General features: G+C 71.1%; 9 protein-coding genes. 4 read left to right on the top strand and 5 right to left on the bottom strand.

Annotated elements, in window-relative coordinates; genetic code table 11:
• Positions 1-168: 168 nt before the first annotated feature.
• Positions 169-933 (top strand): hypothetical protein, encoded by a 765-nt coding sequence (locus tag CPH93_RS04205; RefSeq protein WP_173909712.1) that lies wholly within the window; start codon positions 169-171, stop codon positions 931-933.
• A 154-nt stretch (positions 934-1,087) separates the two neighbouring features.
• Here the strand turns inward: CPH93_RS04205 and CPH93_RS04200 are convergent, their stop codons facing one another.
• Complete coding sequence (locus tag CPH93_RS04200; protein ID WP_096211984.1) at positions 1,088-2,512, bottom strand: Gfo/Idh/MocA family protein; 1,425 nt, start codon at positions 2,510-2,512, stop codon at positions 1,088-1,090.
• A 331-nt stretch (positions 2,513-2,843) separates the two neighbouring features.
• Here CPH93_RS04200 and CPH93_RS04195 point away from each other — a divergent pair, with 331 nt between their 5' ends.
• Complete coding sequence (locus tag CPH93_RS04195) at positions 2,844-4,214, top strand: alpha-amylase (RefSeq protein WP_096211983.1); 1,371 nt, start codon at positions 2,844-2,846, stop codon at positions 4,212-4,214.
• 163 nt (positions 4,215-4,377) lie between these two features.
• Here the strand turns inward: CPH93_RS04195 and CPH93_RS04190 are convergent, their stop codons facing one another.
• A complete protein-coding gene (locus CPH93_RS04190) occupies positions 4,378-4,836 on the bottom strand; it encodes a MarR family winged helix-turn-helix transcriptional regulator (protein WP_093486992.1) in 459 nt (152 codons plus the stop codon).
• 125 nt (positions 4,837-4,961) lie between these two features.
• Here CPH93_RS04190 and CPH93_RS04185 point away from each other — a divergent pair, with 125 nt between their 5' ends.
• Positions 4,962-6,779: an ABC transporter ATP-binding protein gene (locus CPH93_RS04185; RefSeq protein ID WP_096211982.1), complete on the top strand. Its 1,818-nt coding sequence runs from the start codon at positions 4,962-4,964 to the stop codon at positions 6,777-6,779.
• A 111-nt stretch (positions 6,780-6,890) separates the two neighbouring features.
• Here the strand turns inward: CPH93_RS04185 and CPH93_RS04180 are convergent, their stop codons facing one another.
• The 3 genes from CPH93_RS04180 to CPH93_RS04170 are packed head-to-tail and all read right to left on the bottom strand — an operon-like array spanning position 6,891 to position 9,774.
• Positions 6,891-7,538: a LutC/YkgG family protein gene (locus tag CPH93_RS04180; RefSeq protein ID WP_096211981.1), complete on the bottom strand. Its 648-nt coding sequence runs from the start codon at positions 7,536-7,538 to the stop codon at positions 6,891-6,893.
• Entirely contained in the window at positions 7,535-9,025 is a 1,491-nt protein-coding gene (locus CPH93_RS04175; protein WP_096215305.1) for a lactate utilization protein B, read from the bottom strand. Before CPH93_RS04175 ends, CPH93_RS04180 begins: the two co-directional genes overlap by 4 nt.
• A complete protein-coding gene (locus CPH93_RS04170) occupies positions 9,022-9,774 on the bottom strand; it encodes a (Fe-S)-binding protein (protein ID WP_096211980.1) in 753 nt (250 codons plus the stop codon). Before CPH93_RS04170 ends, CPH93_RS04175 begins: the two co-directional genes overlap by 4 nt.
• A 122-nt stretch (positions 9,775-9,896) precedes the next feature.
• Here CPH93_RS04170 and CPH93_RS04165 point away from each other — a divergent pair, with 122 nt between their 5' ends.
• Positions 9,897-11,198 (top strand): MFS transporter, encoded by a 1,302-nt coding sequence (locus CPH93_RS04165; protein WP_096215304.1) that lies wholly within the window; start codon positions 9,897-9,899, stop codon positions 11,196-11,198.
• Positions 11,199-11,662 lie beyond the last annotated feature (464 nt).

Below are 11,662 nucleotides of genomic sequence, written 5' to 3'. Positions count from 1 at the left end.
AAGTCCCCCCCGCCGGTCGTGTCGCGGGCGGAGGTTCTGGAAGGTTGGCCGGTCGGGAGGTCTGATTTCAAACGGTTTTTCCGCTGTGGCCCCGGGTTTCGGACAATCGTGTGGCGGTCCGCGCCCAGCGGGCGGGTGCCGGAGGTGCGCCGCCCCGGCGGTGCGAGCATGGGGGCCATGCGAACAGCGGGCAGTGCGAGGCGGATGGCGGCGGTGGCCGCCGCAGGGCTGGTTCTTCTGACGGGCTGCGGCGGCAGCGGGGGCGGCGAACGGGGTGACAGCAAGGGCGACGGCGCGGGCAAGGGCGAGCGCCCCGGCGGCCCGGCCCGCGGGGCGTCGGCCACCACCCACCTCAAGAACATCCCCGAGGTCGGCGCCGCGCTGCGGTCACGGATCCCCGCCGCCTCCCGGCAGGTCGTCGCGGTCTACGGGGAGGGTGTGGACTCCGCCGACGCCACCGTCGTCCTCTACGACAAGGGCGCCAAGGGCTGGGACCAGAAAGGGAAGTGGGCTGCGCACAACGGCCGGCGGGGCTGGACGACCCACCATCACGAGGGGGACAAGCGCAGCCCGGTCGGAGTGTTCGCGCTGACCGACGCGGGCGGTGTGCTCGACGATCCCGGCGCCAAGCTGCCCTATACGCACTCCGCGGCGTTCACCCCGCCGTCGTACTGGGCCAAGAACACCCGCCACGACTTCGACTATGTCGTCGCGATCAACTACAACCGCGTCAAGGGGACCTCTCCGCTGGACCCGACCCGCCCGGAGGGCCAGTCCAAGGGGGGCGGGGTCTGGCTGCACATGGACCACGGCAGCGGAACCTCTGCCTGCATCAGCGTCCCGAAGTCCGCCATGCAGGCGCTGCTGCGCGCCCTCGACCCGGCCCGGAACCCGGTGGTGGTCATGGGGGACAAGGCGCACCTGGCGGCCTGAGCGTACGCGGCGCGATGCGCTGCACGCGCGGCCGGCGGGAGGACGGCGCCGGGCGCGGCCTCCGCCGGCCGACGCAGGCACCCGGCGGAGGCACCGTCCGCCGGGACGCCGGGACCCGGCGGAGCCACCGTCCGCCGGGCCCGCCCCCAAGCCTCTACTCCTCCGGCTTCTGTGAATCCATCCCCGGACGGGCCTTCTTCCACTGTCCGCGGGTGAAGTCGGGGATCTCCTGCGGGGCGCCCTTCGCCTTGATCGAGAGGTCGCTCAGCGGTACCGGCGCGGTCCAGGTCGCCGCGTCGTAGACGTCGAAGTCCGGTACGAGGCCGAGCCGCATGCACTGCATCAGCCGGAAGACCAGCATGTAGTCCATGCCGCCGTGGCCGCCGGGCGGGTTGGCGTGCTCCTTCCAGAGCCAGTGGTCCCACTCCGTGTACTTGCCGAAGTCGCCCCAGGTGTCGTTGCTCTGGTCCGGCTCGATATAGATCCGCTCGGGATAGTCCTCGAAGAGCCCCTTGGTGCCGCCGAGGCTGTTGATCCGGCTGTAGGGGTGCGGGGTGGAGACGTCGTGCTCCAGCCGGATCACCCGCCCCTTGGCGGTCTGGACGAGGCTGATCGTCCGGTCGCTCTCGATGTACGACTCCTTCCAGCTGGGGTCGTTCGCCGGCATGTGCTCCTTGCGGTAGGCGGCGAGGCCGAGGGCGGGGGTGCCGACGCTGGAGATGCGGACCGCGCGGTCGCCGCGGTTGATGTCCATGTAGTTGGCGACCGGGCCGAAGCCGTGGTTGGGGTAGAGATCGCCGCGCATCCGGGTGTGCCAGAGCCGGCGCCAGGGCCCCTCGTAGTACTTGGGGTCGAACATCAGGCCGCGCAGATCGTGGATGTAGGCACCGGCGCCGTGCAGCAGCTCCCCGAACAGGCCCGCGTGGGCCATCCGCAGCACCCGCAGCTCATTTCTGCCGTAACAGCAGTTCTCCAGCTGCATGCAGTGTCTGCGGGTGCGCTCGGAGAGATCGACCAGCTCCCACAGCTGGTTCAGCCGCAGGGCGAGGGGGCACTCCACGCCCACGTGCTTGCCGTTGCGCAGCGCCGTCCGCGCCATCTCGAAGTGCCAGTCCCAGGGCGTGGCCGCGTAGACGAAGTCGAGGTCACCGCGCGCGCAGAGGTTCTCGAAGTCGTGGTCGCCGTTGGTGTAGACGGCGGGCGCGGGCTGCCCCGCGGCGGTGACCTTCTTGGCGGCCTTGGCGGTCTTGTCCTTCACCGGGTCGCACAGCGCGACGACCTGCACGCCCGGCATCGCGAGAAACAGGTCGATCATGCTGCCGCCGCGGTTTCCGAGGCCGATGATGCCGACGCGTACGGTGCTGCGCCGCTCGAACGGCACCCCGATCATGGTCTTGCCCTTGGCCTCGGGTGCGGCGGCGGCACCGGCCGTCCCGGGCGCGGCCGCCACGGCCTGGCCGGACAACAGGCCGCCGAGCCCCAGCCCGGCGCCCGCCGCACCGGCGGTCCACAGGACCGAACGGCGGCTCGGGCCGGGCTCGTTGGGGTCGTCGTGGTTCTGCGATGGTGCCTGGTTCATCGGTCCTCCAGGGAGCGGTGGTGTACCGGGGCATACCTGAACCTCGGTCAGGACCCTGTCGGCCGGTGGGCCGGGACACAAGAGGGCCGGTTGGACTCTCGTCGCGGCACGCTTGGATTCTCGGCCGCACCACAGGACCCCTCCGCACACGGTCGGATGCCGCACCGTCAGTTCCTTTCGCAAGGGCCTGAAAAGCCTTGCAGAAAGCCTTGACGTGTCCACACGGCAAAAGGCAGGCTCCGGTACACCATCCCCCCAAGGCGGCCCGGCGTGTGGCTGCACTCGTGGGCGCGGTGTGCCTTGCCGCGCCCCATGACCAAGGAGCCGCACAATGCAGCAACGTTCCCGTGTGCTGGGCGGGGCGCTGGCCGGCGTACTGGCCGCGGCCGGCCTCGCCACCTTCGCGCCGTGGTCCTCCCAGGCCACCCCGCCCGGCGAAAAGACCGTCACCGCCACGCTGTTCGAGTGGAAGTACGCGGACGTCGCCAAGGCCTGTACGGACCAGCTCGGCCCGGCCGGCTACGGCTATGTCGAGGTCTCGCCCGCCTCCGAGCACATCAAGGGCGACCAGTGGTGGACCTCGTACCAGCCCGTCAGCTACAAGATCGCCGGACGGCTGGGCGACCGCAACGCCTTCGCCGCGATGGTCCGCACCTGCCACGGTGCGGGCGTCAAGGTCCTCGCCGACGCCGTCATCAACCACATGGCCGCGGGCTCCGGCACGGGCACCGGCGGCACCCGGTACACCAAGTACAACTACCCCGGCTTCTATCAGGACCAGGACTTCCACGGCTGCCGCAAGAGCATCTCCGACTACGGCAACCGCACCGACGTCCAGACCTGCGAACTGGTGGGCCTGGCCGACCTCGACACCGGCAGCGAGTACGTCCGCACCACCATCGCCAAGTACCTCGACGGCCTGCGGTCGATGGGGGTGGACGGCTTCCGGGTGGACGCCGCCAAACACATCTCCGCCACCGACCTCGCGGCGATCAAAGGCAAGATGCGCGACCCCGGTTACTGGGCGCAGGAGGTCATCTACGGCGCCGGCGAGGCAGTGCAGCCCGAGGAGTACACCGGCACCGGCGACGTGGACGAATTCCGTTACGGCAGCCACCTCAAGAGCGCCTTCCAGGGCGGCAATCTCGCGCAGCTCAAGTCCGTCGCGGACGGCAAGCTCGGCGGCGACAAGGCCCGTACCTTCGTCGACAACTGGGACACCGAGCGCAACGGCTCGACGCTCAGCTACAAAGACGGCGCGGCCTACACCCTCGCCAATGTCTTCATGCTCGCCTCGCCCTACGGCTCACCGAACGTCTACTCCGGCTACGAGTGGTCCGACAAGGACGCCGGACCGCCCAGCGGCAGCGGCGGCTGGACCCGCGAGCACGCCAAGCAGGAGATCACCGGGATGGTCGGGTTCCGCAACGCGGTGGGCGCCGCCCCGCTGGCCGACTGGTGGGACAACGGAGGCAGCGCGATCGCCTTCGGCCGCGGCGGCAAGGGATTCGTCGCACTCAACAACGGCGCGGGCGAGCTGAATCAGACCTTCGCGACCTCGCTTCCCGGAGGTACGTACTGCGATGTCGTCGCCGCCACCCCGTCCTCGTGCTACGGCCACACGGTCACCGTCGGGGACGACGGGAAGGTCCGGCTGACCGTCCCGGCGAAGCGGGCGGTGGCGCTGCTGCCGGTGCGCTGAGGGCGCGTTCTTCATCGGCCGGACGGACAGGCCGGGGACTCGGGCCCGTCCGTCCGGCCGTACGTGTGCCGGACCGGGGCAGCCGCGGGCCGCAGGGACGCGGGGCCCGGCCCCAGCAGCGGCATGGCGACGACGGCACTCCTCCGACTGACTCCCCGTCAGCTCAATGCGGCACACCCGGCCCGTCCACCAGCGTGGACAGCAGACCGCCGAGGACCTCGCGCTGATCGGCGGTCAGCGGGGCAAGGATCTCCTCCGCCGCGGCCCGCCGGGCGCTGCGCAACGCGCGCAGGGTGGACCGGCCGGTGTCGGTCAGCTCGATGCGTACCACCCGCCGGTTGGCCGGATCGGGCACCCGGCGCACCGCACCGTTCGCCTCCAGCGCGTCCACCAGCGTCGTCACCGCGCGCGGGACGACCTCCAGCCGCTCGGCGAGGTCGGCCATCCGCGGCGGGGTGTCGCGGTAGTGGCCGACGATCCGCAGTAGCCGGGACTGCGCGGGGGTGAAGGCGATGTCCAGGTGCTCCAGATGGTGTTTCTGGGCGCGGTGCATCCGGCGGGTCAGCCGTACCAGCTGTTCGGCGAGGTTCGAGGTGCTGACCGTCGGCTCGGGGGAGGGCATACCGCGAGGATAGCGGATATCAGGACCAGGCTCATTGTGAGTATAGGTAACAATGAGCTAAGCTCCACGACGCTTGCCTCCCGGCCGTCCCGGACGGCCTGCCCTCACCCCTCCCGAAGGAGCCCATGCGCAGCGACGATCCCCAGTGGACCCCACCGCCCAAGGACCCGGACATACCGGTCCCGTTGCGGCGGATCCTCGCCCTCTTCCGCCCCTACCGCGGCCGGCTGACCCTCGTCGGCCTGCTCGTCGGTGCCTCCTCGCTGGTGTCGGTGGCCTCCCCATTCCTCCTCAGGGAGATCCTGGACGTGGCCATCCCCGGCCGGCGCACCGGACTGCTGAGCCTGCTGGCGCTCGGCATGATCGCCACGGCCGTCACCACCAGCGTCTTCGGTGTGCTGCAGACCCTGTTGTCGACCACCGTCGGCCAGCGCGTCATGCACGATCTGCGCACCGCTGTCTACGCCAAGCTCCAGCGGATGCCGCTGGCCTTCTTCACCCGCACCCGCACCGGCGAGGTCCAGTCCCGGATCGCCAACGACATCGGCGGGATGCAGGCGACGGTCACCTCCACCGCCACCTCCCTGGTCTCCAACCTGACCTCCGTCCTCGCCACCGTCTGCGCCATGATCGCCCTCGACTGGCGGCTGACCGTCGTCTCCCTGCTGCTGCTTCCGCTCTTCGTGTGGATCAGCCGCCGGGTCGGCCGGGAACGCAAGAAGATCACCACCACGCGCCAGAAGCAGATGGCCGCGATGTCCGCGATGGTCACCGAGTCCCTCTCGGTCAGCGGCATCCTCCTCGGCCGCACCATGGGCCGTGCCGACTCCCTCACCCAGGGCTTCGCCGACGAGTCCGAGCGCCTGGTCGATCTGGAGGTCCGCGCCAACATGGCGGGCCGCTGGCGGATGGCCACCATCGGCATCGTCATGGCCGCCATGCCCGCGCTGATCTACTGGTCGGCCGGACTCGTCCTCCAGCTCGGCGGCCCCGCCTTCTCCCTGGGCACCCTGGTCGCCTTCGTCTCGCTCCAGCAGGGCCTGCTGCGACCCACCGTCTCCCTGCTCTCCACCGGCGTGCAGATGCAGACCTCGCTCGCGCTCTTCCAGCGCATCTTCGAATACCTCGATCTGCCGGTGGCCATCACCGAGCCCGCCGAGCCGGTCCGGATCGCGGCCCCGCGGGGGGAAATCCGCTTCGAGAACGTCACGTTCCGCTATGACCCCGACGCCGCCCCCACCCTCGACGGCATCGACCTGACCGTCCCCGCCGGCGGCAGCCTCGCCGTCGTCGGACCGACCGGCAGCGGCAAGAGCACCCTGAGCTATCTCGTGCCGCGGCTCTACGACGTGACCGGTGGCCGGGTCACCCTCGACGGCACCGACGTCCGCGACCTCGACTTCGACACCCTCTCCCGCGCGGTCGGGGTGGTCTCCCAGGAGACCTACCTCTTCCATGCCTCGGTCGCCGACAACCTCCGCTTCGCCAAGCCGGACGCCACCGACGGCGAGATCGAACGCGCCGCCCGGGCCGCCCAGATCCACGACCACATCGCCGCCCTGCCCGACGGCTACGACACCCTCGTCGGCGAGCGGGGCTACCGCTTCTCCGGCGGCGAGAAGCAGCGCCTCGCCATCGCCCGGACCATCCTGCGCGACCCGCCCGTCCTCGTCCTGGACGAGGCGACCAGCGCCCTGGACACCCGCACCGAACACGCCGTACAGCAGGCCATCGACGAGCTGTCCGCGGGCCGCACCACCCTCACCATCGCCCACCGCCTCTCCACGGTCCGCGACGCCGACCAGATCGTGGTGCTGGACGCCGGCCGGATCGCCGAGCGCGGCACCCACGACGAACTGCTCGCCGCCGAGGGGCGCTATGCGGCGCTGGTACGGCGTGACGCACACCTCACCCCGGCCGGGGAGCAGATGATGGCCCCGTAAGTGACCCGCGGGTAAGGTCAGGGGCGCGGCGGCCAGTTCAGTGGTCGGGGCGGCCGCCGCATCTTCTTCCCGGTCCCGTCGAGAGGGCGCGCTGCCCGTGGTGTCCGTCGGCTACGCCCCCGCCAGCAGGATCACCTCCAGCGTCCGCGGCCCGTGCACCCCCTCCACCCGGTCGAGCTCGATGTCGCTGGTGGCGGACGGACCGGAGATCCAGGTCAGCGGGCGGTCCGGCGCCAGCAGGGGCAGCGCCTCCGGGACCGACCCGACCACCTGCTCAGGGACGCGGACCACACAGAGGTGATGATCGGGCACCAGCGTGATCCGGCGCCTGCCCTGACCGGGTCCGCCGTCGAGTACCAGGGTGCCGGTCTCCGCGATCGCCACCGCGCAGCCCGTCAGCACACTGTCCACGGCGTCGAGTTCCCGCGGGGTGGCGGACGCCCGGTCCTCGACGCGGGTGACGCCGGAACCGGCCAGCCATGAGGCATCCAGGCCCGGCGGCACCAGCACCGTGCGGGCCCCGCGCTCCGCCAGCAGCCGGCCGATCAGCTCCGGCAGCGCTCCGGCGGTGCTGCGGTGCACCAGCGCCCGGTAGTCCGCGAGATTCTCCGCGAGCAGCTCGACGGTCTCTTCCGCCGTGCGGGACCCGTGCACCCGCCGGTAGTCACGCGCCACCGGCGCCTCGTCCGGCCGCTCCCCACGCGGCACATCCGTCAGCGCCCGGCGCACTCGCGCCAGCACCACGTCCCGGCTGCTCACCCGTTGCCTCCTTGCTGCTCGTCCGATGTCCGGCGGGTGCGCTGCCACCAGTCACGGAAGGACTCGGCCGGCACCTCGGGCAGATCGCGGGTGGCGGACCAGGCACGGCCCGGGCCCGGCAGTCGCCGCGGATGCAGCCGCCGGGTGCGGGCCGCCAGCCGCCCTCCGGTGCGCAGCGCGCCCGGGTGGTCGAATGCCCAGGCCGCCGCGCGCATCGCGGCCCGCTCCGCGGCATGCCCCTTGGCCGGTTTGAGGACGACCCGCGCCCCGCCCCGGGTGACCGGCCCGCCCTGCACCACCCGTTCCCGCAGATGCACCAGCACCTCGGGGATGTCGATGGCGACCGGACACACCTCGTAACACGCCCCGCACAGCGACGAGGCATACGGCAACGAAGCCTCCAACGACCCGCCGATACCCCGTAGTTGAGGAGTGAGAATGGCGCCGATCGGGCCGGGATAGGGCGAACCGTAGGCGTGGCCGCCGGCCCGCTCGTACACCGGGCAGACGTTCAGACAGGCCGAGCAGCGGATGCAGCGCAGCGCCTGCCGGCCGACGGTGTCGGCGAGGGTGTCGGTCCGCCCGTTGTCGAGCAGCACGAGGTGGAAGGTCTGCGGACCGTCGCCGTCCGTCGTGCCCGTCCAGGTGGAGGTGTACGGATTCATCCGCTCGGCGGTGGAGGAGCGGGGCAGCAGCTGCAGGAAGACCTCCAGATCCTGCCAGCTCGGCACCACCTTCTCGATGCCGACGACGGAGATCAGCGTCTCGGGCAGGGTCAGACACATCCGGCCGTTCCCCTCGGACTCCACTACGACCAGGGTGCCGGTCTCGGCCACCATGAAATTGGCGCCGGAGATGCCGACCTTCGCCGACAGGAACTTCTCCCGCAGATGCAGCCGCGCCGCATCGGCCAGCTCGGCGGGGGAGTCGGAGAGCCCCTCGGGCGCCGGACGGCCCCAACTGCCCATCTCCTTGCGGAAGATGTCGCGGATCTCGGAGCGGTTGCGATGGATCGCCGGGACCAGGATGTGCGACGGGAGATCCCCGCCGAGCTGCACGATCAGCTCGGCCAGATCCGTCTCGTAGGCCCGGATACCGGCCTTTGCCAGCGCCTCGTTCAGCCCGATCTCCTGCGTCGCTATCGACTTGACCTTGACGACCTCCCGCTCACCGGTCTCCTGCACCAGCCGGGTGACCAGCGCATTGGCCTCGTCGGCGTCCACCGCCCAGTGGACCTGCCCGCCCGCCGCCGTGACCGCGGCCTCCAACTGCTCCAGATAGTGGTCCAGATGGCGCAGCGTACGGTCCTTCACCGCCGCGCCCGCCGCCCGCAGCTCGGCCCAGTCGTCCAGCTCGGCCACGGCCGCCGCCCGCTTGTCGCGGATGGTGTGGGTGGCGTGGGTGAGGTTGGCACGCAGCCGGCTGTCGCGGGTGGCGGCGGCCGCGGCCCGGGGGAACGCCGGCATGCCCAGGTACGTACCGCTCACCACACGTTCCCTTCCGTACTGGCCAGGATCTCGGCGATGTGCACCGGGCGGACCGCCGCACCCTGCCGGGTGAGGGTGCCGCCGAGGTGCAGCAGACAGGAGTTGTCGACCGTACAGAGGGCCTCAGCGCCGGTCGCGACGACGTTGCGGACCTTGTCGGCGCCCATCGCCGCCGAGACCGCCGCGTTCTTCACCGCGAAGGTGCCGCCGAAGCCGCAGCACTCCTCGGCGCCCGGCAACTCCCGCAGCTCCAGCCCCCGGACCCGGTCCAGCAGCCGCCGCGGCCGGTTACCCAGCCCCAGCACCCGCAGCCCGTGACAGGTGGGGTGATAGGTGACGGTATGCGGGTAGTAGGCGCCGACGTCCTCCACCTTCAGCACATCCACCAGGAACTCCGTCAGCTCGTACGTCTTGGGCACCGCGACCGCCGCCGCGTCCGCAAGCTCCCGGCCGCGCCCCTCGGCGGCCGCCTTCGCGCCGATCCGCGGGTAGTTGTCCCGCACCATCGCCGCACAGGACCCGGACGGGGTGACCACATGGTCGAAGTCGCGGAACACCCGGTCGAAACGGCGCACCAGCGGTTCGGTCGCGTGCCGGTATCCGGTGTTGAACTGGGGCTGGCCACAGCAGCTCTGCCCCTCCGGGAAGCCGACCTCCACCCCCAGTCGTTCCAGCAGCGCCACCACCGCCTGCCCCGTCCGTGGCTGGAGCAGGTCGTTGATGCAGGTGACGAACAGTGCTACGCGCACAATGCCCTCTCCTTTCGGCCGCCACGGCCCCTGGCGGCCCTCCGCTTCCGCGGTACATGATCACCTGTCGGCTCATCCTGCCCCAGCAGCAGGCCCAGGAGAAGAACCCGGAGCGGAGGACCATGTCGAACGCCGAATACATAGCCGAGGAGCGGGTGCCCGACGGCGCCCGCCCGCCGTCACGGCTGCGCCAGCTGGCCGCCGCCTCCATCGGCAACGCCGTCGAGTGGTACGACTGGTACGCGTACTCCTTCCTTGCGGTCTACTTCGCCGAGCAGGTCTTCCCGCATGGCGCCGGCAACTCCCTGGTGCCCCTGCTGTCGACCTTCGCCGTCTTCGCGGTCGGCTTCTTCATGCGGCCGGTCGGCGGACTGCTGATGGGCGCGCTCGCCGACCGCCGCGGCCGGCGGACCGCACTGACCCTCACCATCCTGCTGATGGGCGGCGGCAGTCTGCTGGTCGCGCTCACCCCCACCTACGCGGCCACCGGAGTGCTGGCCCCCGTCATCCTGGTCCTCGCCCGCCTGGTGCAGGGCCTGTCGGTGGGCGGCGAGTTCGCGGCCTCCACCACCTTCCTCGTCGAATCGGCGGGACCCGGCCGGCGCGGGCTGTTCGCCAGCTTCCAGTACGTGTCCACGACCGCCGGCCAGCTGCTGGCGTCCGGGACCGCCGCGCTGCTGGCGACGCTGCTCACCGAACGGCAGATGGGGCAGTGGGGCTGGCGGGTGGCGTTCCTCTTCGGCGCGCTGCTGAGCCTGCTGGGACTGTGGATCCGGCGCGGCGCCCAGGAGACCATCGCCGAGCAGCCGGCGGCCGAGCGCCCCGGCCTCTTCGAGGCGCTGCGCCGCCACCCCCGCCAGTCGCTGCTCATCTGCGGCATCACCGCGGGCGGCACCCTCGCCTACTACACCTGGACGACCTATCTGCCCACCTACGCACAGGTCAACGCGGGCTTCGACAAGGGCGATTCGCTCACCGTCGGCACCCTCTCGCTCGCCTTCTTCGCCCTGCTCCAGCCGCTCGGCGGGCTGCTCTCGGACCGCATCGGCCGCAAACCGCTGCTGCTCGGATTCTCCCTGGGCTTCGCCGTACTGGCCGTACCGCTGCTGCACCTGGTCACCGACGCGTTCCTCTCGCTCCTGCTGGTGCAGTGCGCCGGCATGGTGCTGCTCACCGGCTACACCGCGATCGCCGCGGCCGTGAACGCCGAGGTGTTCCCCGCGCGGGTGCGCGCCGCCGGCATCGGCTTCCCCTACTCCCTCACCGTCGCCCTCTTCGGCGGCACCGCGCCCTACGTCGGCACCTGGTTCCGGCAGGCCGGCCACCCCGACTTCTTCCCCTGGTACGTCGCTGCGCTCTGCCTCGTCTCGTTCCTCGTCTACCTGACCCTCCCGGAAACCGCCCGACAGACGCTGGATACCTAGGCAGTTGGGGGTGGATCGGCCGGTCGTGGGCGTTGTGACCGAGAAGGCCGTCAGGCAGGCACCCCCGGCTCCAACCCAGCGCGGTTGCGGCCGCACGGGACTGTGCGAACCCGCCCCCGCCCCGGCAGCACACGAAGGCGCCGCCCCTCCAGGGACAGGAAGGGGCGGCGCTTTCGTGGTGGGTTCGGTCAGACTAGCCACCCCACGAAGTGGAGGATGTTCGCGATGAAGTTGGTGATGAGGTCCATCGGGTCTACTCCTTTGATGTGGGACCCAACTCCCCGGTCCAGCAAGGGGTTTCGACCGGAGGCGCTGTAACGGTCTGCAGCCCGCCGCCTGCGCCTCGTCATCATTGCCCGTGGCGGTGAGTCAATTGAATCCCTCAGCTCTTCGAGCATGCTTCCCGCCGAACGCGTGCGCCCGCGCCCGCGCGTTCGCATGGACGGGATTTATCGCCGGTACCC

Origin of the sequence: Streptomyces sp. 2323.1 (assembly GCF_900221035.1) — a bacterium.
Classification (GTDB): Bacteria; Actinomycetota; Actinomycetes; order Streptomycetales; family Streptomycetaceae; genus Streptomyces; species Streptomyces sioyaensis.
This window is presented reverse-complemented; position numbering and strand designations above follow the sequence as displayed.